This is a genomic window from Aeromonas media, assembly GCF_000819985.1.
Classification (GTDB): domain Bacteria; phylum Pseudomonadota; class Gammaproteobacteria; order Enterobacterales; family Aeromonadaceae; genus Aeromonas; species Aeromonas media.
In genome coordinates this window covers 7,649-24,627 of sequence record NZ_CDBZ01000119.1, presented here as the reverse complement: position 1 = coordinate 24,627, position 16,979 = coordinate 7,649, and the positions used below count along the sequence as shown (strand labels likewise).

Below are 16,979 nucleotides of genomic sequence, written 5' to 3'. Positions count from 1 at the left end.
CGGCCATGGTCGCCCTTGTTTATGGCGCCCCTTGATGGACTCAAGATCGCGCCGGGCTCTGCGACAGCCTGTGCCCGAGTGACGCCATGGGAGCGCATCAAACCTGACGCGCCACGGCAACTTGTAATAGAATGGCCCCCTGTCATCTCTTACTTCAGATCCGAACCGCACCGCGCATGAAGAAGTTTGCCAAGATCCTGCTCGCCTGCCTCTGCCTGTTGCTGGCCTCCGTCGCCGCACTGCTGGGCTACAGCGAGTGGACCGTGTCGGACGCCCGTCACTACACCTACGACGACGTCGATGCGGTGCCCTACAATCGGGTCGCCCTGGTGCTCGGCACCTCCAAGTATCTGATCGGGGGCAGCCCGAACCACTACTTCAAATACCGCATCAAGGCCGCTGCCGAGCTCTACAACAACGGCAAGGTGGACTACATCCTGGTTTCCGGCGACAACGCCACCGTCCAGTACAACGAACCACGCCAGATGCGGCGCGCCCTGATCCAGGCGGGCATTCCCGCCAGCGCCATCTACAGCGACTACGCGGGCTTCCGCACCCTGGACTCCATAGTCCGTGCCAAGGAGGTGTTCGGTCAGGCCCGCTTCACCGTGGTCTCCCAGGCCTTCCACAACGAGCGCGCCATCTTCATCGCCCGCCACTTCGGCATCGAGGCGGTCGGCTTCAATGCCCTGGATCCCAGCGCCTATCAGGGCATCAAGACCCGGGTGCGCGAGGTGTTCGCCCGCCTGATGGGGTTGCTCGATCTCTACGTGCTGGACAAGGGGCCCAAGTTCCTCGGCGAGCCCATCGTCATCGGTGGTCCCATCCCCTGCCAGCCCCTGAGCACCATAGGGGCCAGCCAGCCCTGCCTGCCGATTCCCTCAGTGGCGCCGGTGCAGAAGCCGCTCGACAAGGCAACCAGTGCGGCAACGGCAACCAGCGCGGCAACGGCAACCAGTGCAGCAACGGCAACCAGTGCGGCGACGGCCACCGCCCCCTGAACAGACATAAGCAAGAGACCCGCCTGATGGCGGGTCTCTTTTTTTTATGAGGGAAGAAAAAAGGAAAAGGCTCAGACCAGCGCCTGCCGGTAGCGGCGTGCCACCTCGGCCCAGTCGATCACCTTGTAAAACGCGGCTATGTAGTCGGGACGCTTGTTCTGGTACTTGAGGTAGTAGGCGTGCTCCCACACGTCCAGCCCCAGAACGGGCACCAGCCCCTCCATCAGGGGACTGTCCTGGTTGGCGCTGCTCACCACCTGCAGGTGGCCCGCCTTGTCCACCACCAGCCAGGCCCAACCGCTGCCGAAGCGACTCAGGGCCGCCTGGGTGAAGGCCTGTTTGAAGGCCTCCAGCCCGCCCAGGTCCCGCTCGATCGCCGCGGCCAACTCACCGCCCGGTTCACCGCCGCCTCGGGGGCTCATCACCTGCCAGAACAGGCTGTGGTTGGCATGGCCGCCACCGTGATTGCGCACCGCCCCCTGCACGCTCACCGGCAGGCTGTCGAAACGGGCGAGCAGTTCGTCCACCGGCAGGGCCGCCAGCTCGGGGAGCTCGGCCAGGGCGGCATTGAGGTTGGTGATATAGGTCTGGTGGTGACGGCTGTGGTGGATCTCCATGGTCAGCGCGTCTATGTGAGGCTCCAGCGCGTCATAGGCATAGGCGAGGGCAGGCAGGGTATGGCTCATGTTCGTTCTCTCTCTTGTTGGGCTCAATGCAATCGATGGGCGGGCTCGGTCTGGCACTGACATTGACCGAGGCAGCGCAAAATGCCGTCGTGATGACCGTGTTTTTGCACGAAGGCGAGCAGCTCGGTGCGGGTGCCGCGGCTATGGCGCAGGGCCGCCGCCCGCAGGGGGTCCGGGCTTGCGGGAGACTGGCTGGTGGCGAGCAGGCAGTCGTGGACATGGCACAACATGTCGGCGGCCCTGTCCGGCAGCGTCATGGCCACCAGCAGATCCGCCAGGTTGTGGTGGGCCACCACCAGGGCGGCCACGGCTTCGTCCGCATCCGGCCAGCAGGCGAACTGCTGACGGGCCAGCCACAGGGCCTGCTGATAATGGTCGAGCGCCCTGGCGTGCTCCCCCGCATCGAAGTGGCGATTGCCACTCAGGGTCTGCACCTTCCAGTGCGCCATGCTGTTGTCCGCGTCGGTGGCGCCGACCCATCCCTTCACCCAGGTTACCGTCATGACTCAGCCACTTAAATGATAATAATTATTATTTAACTTATTTGATGGGCGGACACAAGGAATAGTTGGCGCGGCATTTTTGCCCATATGGGTAGGGTTTTTCTGCAATCCCCGGTTTAGTGATCCCCTCCACAGATACATATGAGTTCAGCTACCATGCTGCTGCTACTGGCATGAGGCCGGAGGCTGCCGGAGCGCAGCCGGTTTTCACAAGGATGGTGAAGATGAAAAGATGGCTATTGGTGCTGTTGTGCGCCCTGCCCATGCTGGGCCAGGGGGCCGGTTATACCCAGACCCGCTACCCCATAGTGCTGGTGCACGGGTTGTTCGGCTTCGACAAGCTGCTCGGAGTCGATTACTTCTACGGTATCCCCCAGGCGCTGACCCGGGATGGCGCCCGCGTCTATGTGGCGCAGGTCTCCGCCACCCAGAGTTCGGAGCTGCGCGGCGAACAGTTGCTCAGGCAGGTGCAGCAGGTGCTCGCCATCACAGGGGCGGAGAAGGTGAACCTCATCGGTCACTCCCACGGTGGCCCCACCATTCGCTATGTAGCCTCGGTCGCCCCCGAGCTGGTCGCCTCCGCCACCAGCGTGGGGGGCGTCAACCAGGGTTCGGAAATTGCCGATCTGGTACGCGCCAGGGTGGAACCGGGATCGCCAGCCGAGCAGCTGGCGGTGGCCGCCGCCTCGGCGCTCTCCGGGGTCATCTCGCTGCTCTCCGGCGGCAGCGACCTGCCCCAGGATCCCCTCGCCTCCCTCGATGCCCTGACCAGCTCGGGTGCCCAGCGTTTCAATCAGCGCTATCCGGAAGGGCTTCCCAGCCAGCATTGTGGCGAGGGGCCGCTGCGCGCCGCCAACGGCGTCTACTACTTCTCCTGGAGCGGGCGCGGCAACATGACCAACATCCTGGATCCGGTGGATCCGGCGCTGGCCCTGACCGGCACCTTCTTCCGCGAGCCCAATGACGGCCTGGTCGGGGTCTGCAGCAGCCACCTCGGCAAGGTGATCGGCACCGGCTACCGGATGAACCACCTGGACGAAGTGAACCAGTCGTTTGGCATCCATCACCTGTTCGACACCGACCCCGTGACCCTGTACCGCCAGCACGCCAACCGCCTGCAGGGATTGGGGCTATGAACAGGGGCGTGCTGATACTGGCACTGCTGTGCCCGACCCTGCTGCTTGGAGTGCTGGCGCTCTGCCCGAGTGCGGAGCCACCCTTGGATGCCACCCCCGAGCAGGGAGCCCTGCGCCACCAGCTGGCCCAGCGCCTGGAGCGAGGCGAGACAGACGAAGAGGACCCGCTGCTGAGTCGCTATCAGGGCTTCCTGGCGGCGGAGTCCAGCCTGACGGTGCCGACGGATCCCAGCCTCGCCAGCCTGCAACTGCTGTTTGACGAGCGTGAGCAGCTGCGCCAACGCAGCTTCACCCCGGCCGAGCAGGAGCAGCTGTTTGCCGAAGATCGGCTGATGGAGCAGTGGACCCTGCGCCGCAAGGCACTGGCGGAGGCCGACGACGCTGACAGGGAGGCACTCGGTGAGGAGCTCGCTCTCTGGCTGGCGGAGCAGCCCCAGTGGTTTCGGGAGGCCGAGGCCAATGGCCGCCTGCTCGGCGATCTGCAGCGCCTGGAGCAGATCTCCCCCGCCGAGCGGAACGCCGTGCTGCTGGAGCAACTGGGACCGGAGGCGGTGGATCGGCTGCGCCAGCTGGCGCAGAGCCAGCAAGGGTTCGAGCAGCAGTTGGCAGGTTATCTGGCGGAACTCGAGCCACTGCGCCCCCGGGATCGTGCCGAACAGCAACGGACGATCCTGGCGCGCTGGTTCGATCCCGGACAGTGGCGGCGGGTAGAGGCTCTCACCCGGATAAGGCTGGGGGAGCCAGCATCCGAATGAGAAGGGGCCCGTAATGGGCCCCTCTTGCTGGTTCTTTTATTGCGGCTTGTTGGCGCCCGGCAGCGGCTGCCAGGTGAGGCGAGTCACCTGGGTACCCCGCACCTCGCAGGTGAGGCAAAGATCCTGCCACCCCTTCTCCTGGCGCAGAGAGACCTCTCCCTTCATGCCCTGTTCGCTCGTCTTGAGTTTCGCCTGCTCGGCGATCACCTTGTCGCCCTTGGCGAGCGCCATCAGCTTGTCGTTGCAGAGCCACCGGGCCAGATCCGCCCCCTTCAGTTTGGCGCCTCCTTCGCTGGCCTTCTGCTCCGCCTGGCTCGGCACGAACAGCGCGCTCAGTTCAGCTGCCCGCCGGGTGAGCCAGGCTTCGCGCTGCTGCATGCTCATCTTGCTGACGAACTCTGCCGGCTGGCCCTTGTCATCGAGCCAGCGGGTCAGCTTGCCCTGGTCATCGAAGGCGAACTGGGCGGCCGGTTCCTTCACCCCGAACAGCTTGCCTCCCTTGAAGTAGTAACGGCTCTCCCCCTCCTGCTTGCCCTGCTCGTTCAGGATGGGCACGGCGATGATGACGGGGGCGCCGTCGATCCAGGCCTTGATATCTACCCCGTCATGACTGAACTGGCGGGTATCGAGGGCACTCTGTGCCCCCTTCTCCATCAGGGCGAACTGCTCGGCCAGGGTGGTGGCGAGCGAAGGCAGGGAACAGAGTCCCAGGGTCAGAGCGATCAGGGTATTGCGCATAAGTGTCCTGTGATGGGCCAAAGGCCGGGTTAACTCTCTACCAGCCAGGTCCTCAGTCCCTCCCGGTGAGCGTCGCTCAGGGGACGGGATTGACGAGTCTGGTAGTCAAAATGGATCAGGGTCGTCTCGGCGGTCACCGCCAGCTCGCCGCCCTGCCAGGCTTCCTGCCAGAGCGTGAAGGAGCTGGTGCCGATGCGCCGTACCCCCGTCTTGATCAATACCTGCTGGCCATAGAACAGTTCCCGTTTGAACTGCACCGCATAACCCGCGATGATCAGATGCCAGTTGTGCACATCCAGCTCGGGAGAGAAGAGGCGAAACAGGGGATCACGGGCCGATTCAAACCAGACCGCCGGTACCGTGTTGTTGATATGGCCGAGGGCGTCCGTCTCTTGAAAACGGGGTTGGATCTGCATTTCCAGCATGGATATCGACTCCTTGTCGTGGGACCGCGCACAGGCTAGCGCGCCAACCCTCATGACTCAAGCGTCCCGGCATCCGGGTGGGAGCCGTCTCCGGTTTCCGCTGCCGCCATCCCCTGTTCGGGTCTGAGCCATGCGCTGCGAAAATCGAACCAGCCGAGGGCCGTCATGCGCACCCCGTGCACGCCGACCCGGCTCTCCAGCTCCAGCCAGTGGTGAAACAACGGCACGAACCAGCCCCGGCGCTGCACCTCGGCCAGCAAGGCCCGCGGGCCGGGCTCGGCGCCGCTGGCGCGCCACTGCGTCAATCCCTGCCACAAACGCTGCTGGCCGCCCCACACCTTGCGCAGCAAGGGGGTGCCCTGGAGCCAGGCATAGGGGGCGAAGGCATGTTCGTGCTCCAGGTTCAAGGTACCGAGCCAGAGATCCACGTCCTCGTCCGTCCCGCTCACCCAGCGGCCGTAATCCAGGGTGCGCACCTCCAGCTCAATTCCCTGCGACCCTAGCAGGCCGGCCATGGCGCCGGCGCACTCCTCAAACTCCAGGTGCTGGTTGAAACAGGCCAGCACCAGCCGGGTCGGCAACCGTGCTGGCCTTGGCTCCTCGGCGGGCAGTGTCTCGCGCCAGTGGGGCAGCAAGCCGAGGGCACTGGTCCAGCCCCGTTGCAGCTCGGGGGCGACCCGTCCCATCAGGGCGATGGGGTTCAGCAGCCGGGTCAGCCACTGGCGCAGAGCGGGATCCTGCAGCGGAGGGGATCTGTCGTCCTGCAGCAGGAAGTAGCAGCCCGATTCCAGCTCCGACTCGCCGCGCATGGTGCCGAGCTCGGGGCTGTCGCGCCCCAGCTGCAGGTGGCTCTCCAGCCGCTCCGCCAGCTCCGGCAGCATCCAGATATCGATCTCGTCGAGCAGAGCCCGCAGGCCGAAGTAGTCGTCGAAGGCCTCGAGGCACAGCTGCAGGGGATCGTTGGCAACCACCTTGTAGGGGCCGGTGCCGACCGGCTGCAGGGCAAAACCCGCCTCTTCCTTGAGCTCGCGTGGCAGGATCGCCGCCACCGGCTCCGCCAGCAGATGGGGCAGCAGGGGATCCGGACTGTCGAGATACATATCCAGGGTGCGCGGCCAGGGGCTCTCCAGCCGTGCCAGATGGGCGAACAGCGGGCGCTCGCGCAAGGCATGCAGGCTCTCCATCACATCTTCCACCCCCAGCTCGCGGCCATGGTGAAAACGCACCGCCGGCCTCAGATAGAAGCGCCAGTGACAGGGGCCGAGGCACTCCCAGTGGTGAGCCAGATCCCCTTCGATTTCCCCATTTTCCTCATTTCGCCGGGTCAGGCCGTTGAAGATCTGCCGACTCAGGTGAATTTCGGAGCGGCGCAGGGGATCCGTGGGCAACAGCTGGGGCAGCGGACGATAGTAGGGCACCCGCAGGATCTGGCGCCCCTCCCGGGTGGCCTGGCCGAGCTGCTCGATGAGCAGCGGGGTGAGCAAATCCAGCCGCCCTTCCGCAAGCCGCACCGCCTGGGTGAGCTGCCCCTGGCTCAGCAGATCCCGCAGCCGGCGGCGAGTCAGGCTCTCCTGATTGTCCAGCAGGATGAGCCGGGAACGTCGTCCCCTGCCCGCCTCGGCCGACCAGCTGAGCCAGCCCTGATCCTGCATACGACGCAGCAGCAGGCGGGCGTTGCGCGGGGTGCAACAGAGCAGAACCGCCACCTCGGCGAGGCTGATCTCCCGCTCATCGCAGCCAAGCTGCTGGGCGAGCCGTTGAAATTGCTGGTAGAGGCGGCTGCTGGGCATAAAAGAGGAAATCCTTTTGATGAAGTTTGTCAGTTTTTACTTCCTCATTTTAGCTCAATACTGTTGGCGAACGTGAACACCACAGCACAGGAGCACCATCATGAGCCAGACCCCCCCCCATGCACCGAACCGGATCCAGCAGATCCTGCGCCGCTACTTCCGCCGGATCCTGCCTCGCCCACTGACCCTGATCGAGGATCCCATGCAGCAGCTCAACCGCCTGATGCAGTGGGACATGCACCAGATAGACGACAGGGAATATCGTCGCCGCCTCTGAATGGGCCAGGACTCAGGACGGGAAAGGGCGCAGCAGGATCACAACCCCACTGGCATTGCTTTGCCGGATTGGGTGGTTTACATCGGCGCAGGGCCTGCTAGATTGGACGTCTATCCATCTATAACTGCTACCCAGCAACATCCAACAAGGAGTGTGTGATGAAAGATGCGACCCTGGCCCTGCACCACGGCTTTTCCCACGATCCCACCACCAAGGCGGTGGCCGTGCCCATCTACCAGACGGTGGCCTACGAGTTCGACAGCGCCCAGCACGGGGCGGATCTGTTCAACCTGGCGGTGCCAGGCAACATCTACACCCGCATCATGAACCCCACCAACGATGTGCTGGAGCAACGGATGGCCGCCCTGGAGGGAGGCATAGCCGGGCTGGTGGTCTCGGCGGGTTCCGCCGCCATCACCTACGCCATTCAGGCGTTGACCGCCGCCGGCGACAACATCGTCTCCACCCCCCAGCTCTATGGCGGCACCTACACCCTGTTCGCCCACATGTTGCCGAGTTTCGGGGTCGAGGTGCGTTTTGCCAAGGATGACAGCGCCGAGGCCATCGCCACCCTCATCGACGACAGGACCAAGGCGGTCTATTGCGAGAGCATCGGCAACCCGGCGGGCAACATCGTCGATCTGGCGGCCTTCGCCAAGGTGGCCCACGCCCGTGGCGTGCCGCTCATCGTCGACAACACGGTCGCCACCCCTGTGCTGTGCAAACCCATAGAACACGGCGCCGACATAGTGGTACACAGCCTCACCAAGTACGTGGGCGGCCATGGCAACTCCCTGGGCGGCGTCATCGTCGACTCGGGCAAGTTCCCCTGGGCGGATCACGCCGCACGCTTCCCCCAGCTCACCCGGCCGGAGCCCTCCTATCACGGGGTGGTCTATACGGACGCCTTTGGCCCGGCCGCCTTTATCGGCCGGGTACGCACCGTGCCCCTGCGCAACACCGGCGCGGCGCTGGCGCCCATGAACGCCTTCCTGCTGCTGCAGGGACTGGAGACCCTGAGCCTGCGCATGGAGCGCCACGTGGACAACGCCCTGCGGGTGGCCCACCACCTCAAGCATCACCCCAAGGTGGCCTGGGTCAGCTATGCCGGTCTGCCGGGTCACCCCCACTATCCGCTGGCGGAGAAGTACATGGGCGGCCGTCCCTCGGCCATCCTCTCCTTCGGTCTGAAGGAAGGGTATGAGGCGGGGGTACGCTTCTACGATGCGCTCAAGATCTTCAAGCGGCTGGTCAACATCGGCGATGCCAAGTCCCTGGCCTGCCACCCCGCCTCTACCACCCACCGCCAGCTGAGCGAAGCCGAGCAGGCCAAGGCCGGGGTCAAACCGGAGATGATCCGGCTGTCGGTGGGGATCGAGGCCATCGAAGACATACTGGCGGATCTGGATCAAGCGCTGGAAGCCTGAGTCAGCACAGAGCGGGCATCTGCCCGCTCTTTTTTGTCTGCCGGTGAACCACTTGCCTCGCCCGTTCGTACACACAATCCCGCCACCGAATCGAGGTTCCCATGATAGTTCTGCACCATCTGAACAAGTCCCGCTCCCAACGCATCATCTGGCTGCTCGAGGAGCTGGGCCTGCCCTACGAGATCAAGGCCTACCAGCGCGACGCCACCACCTTCCTCGCGCCCCCCGAGCTCAAGGCCATCCATCCCCTCGGCAAGTCGCCGGTCATCGAGTTCGAAGGCCGCGTGCTGGCCGAATCCGGTGCCATCACCGAATACCTGCTCGCCCGCCATGCGGCCGAGCGGCTGGCGCCGGCCCCCGATAGCCCCGACTATCCCGAATACCTGCAGTGGCTCCACTTCGCCGAGAGCTCCGGTATCCTGCCGCTGCTGCTGGACATGTTCGTGCGAAAAGATGGCAGCCCGATGCGCTTCCTGCCGGACTACGCCAAGGCGGAGTGCGCCAAGGTGCTGGGCTATCTCAACGAGGTGCTGGCAAGCCGCCGCTATCTGGTGGGGGATCGCCTCTCCGGCGCCGACATCATGAACTCCTTCCTGGTGGATCTGCTGGCACAAAGCGGCCAGCTGGCCCAGTTCCCGCACCTTAAGACCTACTGGGAACGCCTCAATACCCATCCGGCCCGCCAGAAGGCGGCAGCCCTGGAGCGCGAGCTGGATCAGAGCGCCTGATCGACTGCCCGTGCCCTGGAATACAAAACGCCCCGACAATCGGGGCGTTTTCTTTTCAGCTCGGGAGCCGGGGCCTAGAGCGCGTGGGACAGGATCCTGGCTACCTTGTCGGGATCGATATCCTGCTGCTCCCCGAGCGCGGTCAGGCCGAAGCGTTTGAGGTTGGAGCAGATAGCCGGGATGCAGCTCTCTGTCAGACCGTAGTCGGCGAGGCGGGTGCCCACCCCCATCTGCTGGAAGAACTGCTCGGTGCGAATGATGGCCTCCTCGATGCGCAGCGCCCTGTCCTCGCGGCCGGAGTGCCACACCCGTTCGGCGAACTGGGCCAGCTTCTCCTGCTTCTGGGCCGATTGCTCCCGCAGCAATGAAGGCAGCACCACCGCCAGGCTCTGGGCATGATCCAGCCCGTGCAGAGCGGTGAGCTGATGACCTATGGCATGGGTGGACCAGTCCTGGGGCACGCCGCGCCCGATGAGGCCGTTAAGCGCCAGGCTGGCGGCCCACATCAGGTTGGCGCGCACCTGGTAGTTGGTGGGCTCCGTCAGCGCCCGTGGGCCGTTGTCCACCAGCACCTGCAGCAGGCCCTCCGCCAACCTGTCCTGTACCTCGCCCCCCACCGGGAAGGTGAGGTACTGCTCCAGGATGTGGACGAAGGCATCCACCACGCCGTTGCCCACCTGGCGCGGCGGCAGGCTGTAGGTGGTGGTGGGATCCAGCACCGCAAACCGGGGCAGCACCAACGGGTTGTAGAAGGAGAGCTTGGCCTCCCCCCGGCTCACCACGGCGGCCGGATTGCTCTCGGATCCAGTGGCTGGCAGGGTCAGCACGCAGCCGAGCGGCAAGGCCGCCTTGACCGGTGCCTTGTCCAGCAGGATCTCCCAGGGGTCCTCCCCCTCGAAGCAGGCCGCCGCCGCCACGAACTTGGTGCCATCCACTACGGATCCGCCGCCCACCGCCAGCAGGAAGTCGATGCGCTCGCGCTTGACCAGAGCCACCGCCTCCATCAACTGATCGTACTGAGGGTTGGCACCTATACCGGGAAACTCCAGCCACTCCCTTCCCGCCAGCGCCTGGGTCAACTGCTCATAGACACCGTTCTGCTTGATGCTGCCGCCGCCGTAGAGCACCAGCAGGCGGCTGCCTGCAGGGACAAGCTCCGGCAATGTGGCGATCTGGCCCTCCCCGAAACAGATGCGAGTAGGATTGGCATATTGGAAGTTGTACACGGCAGAGCCCTCGATTGAATGCATGCAGGAGGATTGTGCGCCAGCCGGCCCATCGGGTCAAAAAACGGGAGCAAGCCATCAAAATGGTGATCCGCCTCCTTCGGCATGATGGTACTCAGGTGTGACTTTGCTATGGTGTCACTGGAGAAGGGGTCACTCCCCTGCTCCATCATGGCGCCGCGCCATGTCGTCATCCTGACGCCTCTCACGGGGTTCTGTTTTCCAGCCATAGGGTCTAATCATGAAACTGAAGCACGCATGGATCGCAGGAGTGCTCACTCTCTGTGTCAATCCCCTGATACAGGCCGCCGAGGTCACCACCAATGTGGCCGTCACCCCGGGCCAGGCCAGCCTGGCCGAAGAGGTGAAAGCCGAGGCGACCGTTACCGCCATCGATCTCGCGACCCGCAAGGTCAGCCTGAAGAATGCCGAAGGCAAGACCTTCGATCTGGTTGCCGGAGAAGAGGTGACCAACCTCCAGAATCTCAAGGTGGGGGACGTGGTGGCGCTGCGCTACCTGCAACTGCTGGATCTCGAGCTGCTCAAGGGCACCGCCGGGGTGAGAAAACGGGTGGTGGAAGTAGACGGGAGCAAGGCGGCCGCCGGTGAGCAACCGGGCGCCGGTGCCGGCATGCAGGTGACCATCTATGCCGACGTCATCGACGTCGACAAGGCGCAGCAGACCATCAGGGTCAAGGGCGTGGACAATACCCTCACCCTCAAGGTGAAGGATCCGGCCCAGTTCGCCCTGATCGCGAAGGGGGATCAGATCAAGGCGGTCCAGACCACGGCCATCGCCATAGGGATAGTGCCAAAGCCCTGAGGCACGCCCTCTACGGCAGGGAGGGCACTGGCGCTCCCTGCTTCATCCCTCCCCGGCATCCGGGGCAACATCTTGCCCGGCTGGCACCAAAGATTGCCGTTCGAGTCGGTGATATCAGGCCTGGGTACTCTGCCCGCTGGACGACTTGCCGGTGAGCCTGTCCATGGCCGCCTTGAGCATGGCATCACGCTGCTCGGTCAGGGCCCGGGTCTGGGTCTCCCGCTCTTCGGCCGAGAGCGTCTTGTCGTCGGCCACCCCCTTGATCTGGCTCTCGAGATCGTCAAATTTTTTGCGATCGAAGCCGAGTGCCTTGTCCACCAGCTGCTGCACCACCGTATTGCTGGCGCTCCCGGCCAGGGAGGCGCTCTTGCCGCTTCTGGCCAGATGCTCGTAAGTCAGTACCTGCTGCGCCTTGCCGGTCAGCACCTGGCTGGAGAGGCTGACCTGCTGATCCCAGCTCCCCTGCTGGCTGTCATCGCCACTGAGGGTGGCCAGGGCACGGCTGTGGGACGCACTCTGGGCGAGTTGCTGACCATAAGGTTTGATATCCATGAAGGCTCCACGCTGCTGCCGGCCGAGCCGGCGTCCGGGGGAGACACTCCCCGCCAATAGCCATGACTCAGCAAGTTGCAGGCCAACTTGACCACTCGCTGGCAGCGATCTGGGATAGAGGGTGGATGACGCCAGACGAGGGCAGGCGGGGAAGAACGACAGGACAGCAGCGAGAAGAGGCACCCAGGGGTACCTCTTCTCATCCCGGCGAGACGGGGTTCAGCGACGACTGATCTGCAGCGGGCCGAAGGTCTGGGCCACCGGCATGATCTCTATGCTGTTGATGTTGACGTGAGCGGGCTGCTGACTGACCCAGAGCACGGTATTGGCGATGTCCTCCGGCTGGATGGCCTGCACCCCCTGATAGACGGTGGCCGCCTTGGCGTCGTCACCGTGGAAGCGCACGTTGGAGAACTCGGTACCGCCGCACAGGCCAGGCTCCACATTGGTGACGCGCACCGCGCTGCCCGCCAGATCGGCACGCAGGTTCAGGCTGAACTGCTTCACGAACGCCTTGGTGGCGCCATAGACGTTGCCGCCCGGATAGGGATAGGTGCCGGCGATGGAACCGATGTTGACCACGTGACCGCGATTGCGCGCCACCATGCCCGGCAGCAGCAGGCGGGTGAGCAGAGTCAGGCCGCTGATGTTGGTGGCGATCATCTGCTCCCAGTCTTCGAGATCCGCCTTGTGGGCGGGCTCAAGCCCGAGCGCCAGTCCGGCGTTGTTCACCAGCAGATCCACCTCGCGCCACTCGGCCGGCAGCCCGGCGATGGCGGCGCGGGTGGCCGCCTTGTCCTGCACGTCGAACGCCAGCGGCAGGAACTGTTCACCCAGCTCGCCGGCCAGGGCGGCCAGCCGCTCAGCGCGGCGACCGGTGCCTATCACCCTGTAACCCGCGCTCACCAGCAGACGGCTGATGGCCTCACCAAACCCGGACGAGGCGCCCGTTACCATTGCGATCATCTGAACCTCCATTGTGATTTATCTTGTTGAAACAAAAAGAATTCATTCATCATCCAACTCGCGGCCCGTCGCTTTTCGCCAGATAAACACCGCCAGATGCAGCAGCAACAGGCCGCTGCCCCCCAGGGCAAACAGCAGGCCGGTGAGGGCGTTGACCGAGGTGTCGGCGCCACACCACCACCAGACCAGCCAGCCCACCAAGCCGATGACGAGCGTCTGGATGGCGCAGAGCGGGCAGCGCCCCAGCCTGGCCCTGAGGGCTGTTGCCAAGCAGTCGTCACAGTCCATGGCGGCTCCTCGATGTCGAGGCAGCGCGGCTCATGCTGACCCCGAAGGTGGTGGCCAGACCGTCGTCACAGCTCATGGCGGCCCCTCGATGTCGAGGCAGCGCGGCTCATGCTGACCCCGAAGGCGGTGGCGAGGCAGTTGTCGCGGCTCATCCTCTCTCCTCTCTCAAGCCTGCTTCAGCGCCAGCACCAGCCGGTGCGCATGCTGGCCCGGGCCGTAGTAATCCGGCAGCCTGAGCCTGGGGCGAAACCCCAGCCCATGGTAGAGGGTCTGGGCTTCGGGGTTGGCATCGGCGACCTCGAGCCGGATAGCCCCCCAGCCCGCTTCCCGGCCCTCCCGGATCACCTGCTCCAGCAGGCGCCGGGCCCAACCCTGGCGGCGCACCGTCCAGCGAATGGCGAGGGTCTGGATGATGAGCCTGTTCCAGCCCCTGTGCTCCAGCACGCTGAGGTAGCCCATCAGTTGCGCCTTCTCATCCAGCAGCAGCAGGGTGCGCCCCCTGGCGTGGCTGAGCAGGTAGTGCCAGCGGCTGCGGCCGAAGGCGACCTCGGGGGGAAAACAGTAGCGTTCCAGCTTCACGATGGCGCCCAGATCATCGGTTCGGGCCGCGCGCACGGTCAACACGGGGAGTCCTTGTTCGGTTATTTATCCTCAGCACCAGAAATGCGACTTGTATCACAAGTTACCAAGGCAGAATATTAGGCACTGTAACCTCTTGTTTCCCCTCGCGCCATTGTCGTGCTTGTCGGTGCATCGAAGCCCACTGGGGATCCTGCCTTTTCAGGCAGTCCTTTCTGTGGAGCCGAAAATATGAGTACCTATGTCATCGTCGACGAGCCGGGCGACTGGCCCTGCCGTGCCGATTATCTGCTGACCGCCCGCACCTATCTGCAACACGGCGTGCCGACCACTGGCGGCCGTCCCCGCATCATCAATCTCTGCCGCAGCCTAGAGCACCTGAGTGCGGGCTATTACTGTTCCCTGCTGGCCCAGGCCCGCAGCCACCACTGCCTGCCGGGACTGCAGGCCATCAGCCGGCAGCAACCCCAGCAGCCACCGGCCAAGCTGTGGCGCAAGCTGCAGGGCTGGCTGGCCCGCCAGAGCGAGGACAGGATCCGGGTGCGCGCCATCTTCGGCCAGTGCGAACAAAGCGAGCTGGCGGGGCTGTCCCGCTACTACTACGGCCTGAACCAGCTGCCGCTGCAAGAGCTGACGCTGAAACGAGGCCGTCACGGCTGGTCGGTGCGCCAGCAGCAGAGCCTCTCCCCCCTGGCGCTGAGCCCGCGAGAGCGGGAGCTGATGCTGCAGCACGCCCAGGCCCTGGTCGGTACCGGGGACGAGGAGCAGACGGCGCCGCTCTATCAGCTCGCCATCCTGATGGATCAGAACGATGGCCGGGCCAGCAGCGATGCCCTGGCGATCGAGCGCTTCATCCAGGCCGCCGCCGCCCAGGGGATCCAGGCCGAAATTCTGGCGCCCTCCGCCATCGAGCGGCTGCCGGAGTTCGACACCCTCTGGCTGCGGGCCGAGACCGCAGTGGGCCACTACACCTTCGAATTTGCCCGCCGCGCCGAGCAGCTCAAGATGCCGGTGATCGACAGTTCCCGCGCCATCCTCGCCTGCAGCAACAAGCTCTACCTCTACGAGCTGATGGTGCGCAGCGGCGTGCCCATGCCGCCCACCATGGTGGTGACCCGCCGTGGCCGCCACCAGGTGGACGAGCTGGTGCAGCGCCTCGGCCTGCCGCTGATGGTGAAGGTGCCCGACGGTGCCCAGGGCCGTGATCTCGCCATGGCCAGCGACGAGACCCAGCTCGCCCGCCTGCTGGACGAGGGGCTGGGCCGCTCCGCCCTGCTGCTGGTGCAGAGCCGGATCCCCGCCGAGTTCGATTGGCGCATCGGCTTTCTCGACGGCTCGCCGCTGTTCGCCTGCCGCCGCTACCGGCCGGAGCCCGGCAACCGTATCCGCCGCCGCAAGCACCCCCTCGACATGAGCCGGATCGAGGCGCTGCCGCTCACCGAAGTGCCGGAACGGGTGCTGCAGACCGCCCGCCGTGCCGTGCACCAGCTCGGCAACGGCCTGTTCGGGGTGGATCTGCGCCAGCAGGGCCAGGGCTGCGTGCTGCTGGAAATCATCGACAACCCCTGGATCCGTGGCGACATCGAAGACAGAGAGGCCAGGGATCTCTATGAACGCCTGGCCAGGGCCTTCCGGCAACGGCTGGAGAACCGGGGGCAGAGCGCCCCTGATCGACCATAAACAAAGAGGGCCCCGTGCTGGGGCCCTCTTTGTGATGGGACAGGCGTCATTGCAACTGCAGGAAGCGACCACTGAGGGGGGGCAAGTCCACCGTCAGGCTGCTGCCCCCCATGGCCAGGCGCTCGCCGCTCTGCAGATCCACCAGGGCGCTGCCGCTGCGCAGCTTGCCAACCGGCACGGCATAGCTCTGGGGCGTGGTGGAGACGTTGAGCAGGTAGACTATCTGCTCCGCCGCCGTCTGCTTGATGTCGCCGTAGACGCTGCCCTCGGCCACCAGCTTGATCCTTTCCCCCTGATAGAGGGCGGGGTGGGCGGCACGCAGGGCCAACAGCTGGCCAAGCCACTGCTTGAGCTCGGCCTGCTCGCTGCTCGGGGCAAAGCCGGTGACACCGGGCACCTTGCCGTCGCTGCGGGCCACGTGATCGTCACACAGCCCCTGGGCCGCACAGTCGCCACCCACCTGGGCCGCAAAGCCCGGCACCTCGTCGCCAAACTCCTCGCCGTAATAGAGGGTGATAGGGCCGGAGCGTGCCGCCAGGAAGCTGAAGGCCGCCTTGTGACGCTGCCAGTAGTCCGCCGGATTGAAGTTGCCGCGCTCCAGCAGATCCCCGAAACGCACCAGATCGTGGTTGCCCAGCATCAGGTTAGGCATGGCGTGATCCGGGTAGTTCTCCATCTTGTTCCAGCTGGCATCGAGCACGCTGGCCCCCTGGCCACCCTTGCCGGACTCCTCCACCGCCAGCGCCTGCACCAAGCCGTAGCGCAGCGGGAAGTCGAACGCAGAGGAGAGCGCCGGGTTGTCGCTGCTGCCGTAGGCCTCGTTACGGATGTCGTCAGCCCCCTTCCACACCTCCCCCACCATGTAGCCGAGAGTGCCCCACTGCTGGCCGGCGGCCTTGCGCGCCGCACTGGCCTGCTCCACCTCGCTGCGAATGGCGCGCCACTCGTCCAGCCCTAGCTGATAGGCCTGATCGAGGCGCCAGCCGTCGATGCCGTACTGCTCGACCCAGTAGCGGGCCACCTCCTTGAAGTAGGCGAGGCTCTCGGGCTTGCCATAATCCACCAGCTGGCCCGGATAACCGGCGCCGCCACTCTTGAGGGCGGGCAGACGCCCCTCCGGCGAAGGCTTGCTCACCCCGACCCGGTTGACGTGGCCGAACACACCGTCCAGGAAGACATGCAGCCCACGCTGATGGGCTGCCTCGACCAGTTTTTTCAACTGGGCATTGCTGCCGAAGTTCGGGTCCACGTTGAAGAAGTCGCAGGCGAAGTAGCCGGTGGCATCCAGCCGATCGTCCCCGGCCTGACCGGCACAGGAGTCGAACACAGGGGTCAGCCAGATGGCGTTGACGTTGAGGCTCTTGATGTGGTCCAGGCTGTCGATGATCCCCTGCAGATC

General features: G+C 65.0%; 19 protein-coding genes. 8 read left to right on the top strand and 11 right to left on the bottom strand.

The genetic code is table 11. From position 1 onward, the window contains the following. Positions 1-131 precede the first annotated feature (131 nt). Positions 132-1,001 (top strand): SanA/YdcF family protein, encoded by an 870-nt coding sequence (locus tag BN1127_RS10380; RefSeq protein WP_082030051.1) that lies wholly within the window; start codon positions 132-134, stop codon positions 999-1,001. Between the two features lie 71 nt (positions 1,002-1,072). Here BN1127_RS10380 and BN1127_RS10375 read toward each other — a convergent pair whose 3' ends face one another. Together BN1127_RS10375 and BN1127_RS10370 are read right to left on the bottom strand one after the other, a co-directional pair. Next, complete coding sequence (locus BN1127_RS10375) at positions 1,073-1,687, bottom strand: superoxide dismutase (protein WP_042649385.1); 615 nt, start codon at positions 1,685-1,687, stop codon at positions 1,073-1,075. A gap of 23 nt (positions 1,688-1,710) precedes the next feature. Beyond that, positions 1,711-2,136, bottom strand: a complete 426-nt coding sequence (locus BN1127_RS10370) for a hypothetical protein (protein ID WP_042649412.1) — start codon at positions 2,134-2,136, stop codon at positions 1,711-1,713. Positions 2,137-2,414: 278 nt separating this feature from the next. On the opposite strand from BN1127_RS10370, the gene BN1127_RS10365 reads away from it, so the two are divergent. Both BN1127_RS10365 and BN1127_RS10360 read left to right on the top strand, forming a co-directional pair. Continuing rightward, positions 2,415-3,326, top strand: coding sequence for a lipase family alpha/beta hydrolase (locus BN1127_RS10365; RefSeq protein WP_042649384.1), 912 nt, complete (start codon positions 2,415-2,417; stop codon positions 3,324-3,326). Next, complete coding sequence (locus BN1127_RS10360) at positions 3,323-4,081, top strand: lipase secretion chaperone (RefSeq protein WP_042649383.1); 759 nt, start codon at positions 3,323-3,325, stop codon at positions 4,079-4,081. Before BN1127_RS10365 ends, BN1127_RS10360 begins: the two co-directional genes overlap by 4 nt. Positions 4,082-4,117: 36 nt before the next feature. Here the strand turns inward: BN1127_RS10360 and BN1127_RS10355 are convergent, their stop codons facing one another. Genes BN1127_RS10355 through sgrR form a run of 3 tightly spaced genes read right to left on the bottom strand, consistent with a single transcriptional unit; the run spans position 4,118 to position 7,034 of the window. Then, a complete protein-coding gene (locus BN1127_RS10355; RefSeq protein WP_042649382.1) occupies positions 4,118-4,819 on the bottom strand; it encodes a hypothetical protein in 702 nt (233 codons plus the stop codon). Positions 4,820-4,848: 29 nt separating this feature from the next. Beyond that, complete coding sequence (locus tag BN1127_RS10350; protein ID WP_005329373.1) at positions 4,849-5,244, bottom strand: acyl-CoA thioesterase; 396 nt, start codon at positions 5,242-5,244, stop codon at positions 4,849-4,851. Between the two features lie 50 nt (positions 5,245-5,294). Next, complete coding sequence (gene sgrR, locus BN1127_RS10345) at positions 5,295-7,034, bottom strand: HTH-type transcriptional regulator SgrR (protein WP_042649381.1); 1,740 nt, start codon at positions 7,032-7,034, stop codon at positions 5,295-5,297. A gap of 100 nt (positions 7,035-7,134) precedes the next feature. Here sgrR and BN1127_RS21435 point away from each other — a divergent pair, with 100 nt between their 5' ends. The 3 genes from BN1127_RS21435 (at position 7,135) to BN1127_RS10335 (ending at position 9,466) form a co-directional block, all read left to right on the top strand. Then, the gene (locus BN1127_RS21435) at positions 7,135-7,311 is read left to right on the top strand and encodes a hypothetical protein (RefSeq protein ID WP_082030049.1); all 177 of its coding nucleotides are present in this window, start codon (positions 7,135-7,137) and stop codon (positions 7,309-7,311) included. Between the two features lie 158 nt (positions 7,312-7,469). Further along, entirely contained in the window at positions 7,470-8,738 is a 1,269-nt protein-coding gene (locus BN1127_RS10340) for an O-acetylhomoserine aminocarboxypropyltransferase/cysteine synthase family protein (RefSeq protein ID WP_042649380.1), read from the top strand. 101 nt (positions 8,739-8,839) lie between these two features. Continuing rightward, complete coding sequence (locus BN1127_RS10335; protein WP_042649379.1) at positions 8,840-9,466, top strand: glutathione S-transferase family protein; 627 nt, start codon at positions 8,840-8,842, stop codon at positions 9,464-9,466. Positions 9,467-9,540: 74 nt separating this feature from the next. Here the strand turns inward: BN1127_RS10335 and BN1127_RS10330 are convergent, their stop codons facing one another. Next, positions 9,541-10,716 carry an iron-containing alcohol dehydrogenase gene (locus BN1127_RS10330; protein WP_082030048.1) on the bottom strand — a complete coding sequence of 392 codons (1,176 nt, stop codon included), beginning with the start codon at positions 10,714-10,716 and terminating at the stop codon, positions 9,541-9,543. Positions 10,717-10,933: 217 nt separating this feature from the next. Here BN1127_RS10330 and BN1127_RS10325 point away from each other — a divergent pair, with 217 nt between their 5' ends. After that, positions 10,934-11,515, top strand: a complete 582-nt coding sequence (locus tag BN1127_RS10325) for a hypothetical protein (RefSeq protein WP_041206510.1) — start codon at positions 10,934-10,936, stop codon at positions 11,513-11,515. A gap of 114 nt (positions 11,516-11,629) precedes the next feature. On the opposite strand, the gene BN1127_RS10320 is transcribed toward BN1127_RS10325, so the two are convergent. From BN1127_RS10320 to BN1127_RS10305, 4 genes are all read right to left on the bottom strand, one after another. Then, positions 11,630-12,067: a hypothetical protein gene (locus tag BN1127_RS10320; RefSeq protein WP_042649377.1), complete on the bottom strand. Its 438-nt coding sequence runs from the start codon at positions 12,065-12,067 to the stop codon at positions 11,630-11,632. Positions 12,068-12,286: 219 nt separating this feature from the next. Beyond that, complete coding sequence (locus BN1127_RS10315; protein WP_042649376.1) at positions 12,287-13,033, bottom strand: SDR family oxidoreductase; 747 nt, start codon at positions 13,031-13,033, stop codon at positions 12,287-12,289. 42 nt (positions 13,034-13,075) lie between these two features. Continuing rightward, a complete protein-coding gene (locus tag BN1127_RS10310) occupies positions 13,076-13,321 on the bottom strand; it encodes a DUF3624 family protein (RefSeq protein WP_042649375.1) in 246 nt (81 codons plus the stop codon). Between the two features lie 165 nt (positions 13,322-13,486). Next, positions 13,487-13,945, bottom strand: coding sequence for a GNAT family N-acetyltransferase (locus BN1127_RS10305; RefSeq protein ID WP_041206513.1), 459 nt, complete (start codon positions 13,943-13,945; stop codon positions 13,487-13,489). A 186-nt stretch (positions 13,946-14,131) separates the two neighbouring features. Between BN1127_RS10305 and BN1127_RS10300 the strand changes: the two genes are divergently transcribed. Next, the gene (locus BN1127_RS10300) at positions 14,132-15,580 is read left to right on the top strand and encodes a RimK family protein (RefSeq protein ID WP_042649374.1); all 1,449 of its coding nucleotides are present in this window, start codon (positions 14,132-14,134) and stop codon (positions 15,578-15,580) included. A gap of 46 nt (positions 15,581-15,626) precedes the next feature. Here the strand turns inward: BN1127_RS10300 and BN1127_RS10295 are convergent. Further along, the coding region (locus BN1127_RS10295; protein WP_231557471.1) for an alpha-amylase family glycosyl hydrolase at positions 15,627-16,979 on the bottom strand (1,353 nt) is incomplete at its 5' end.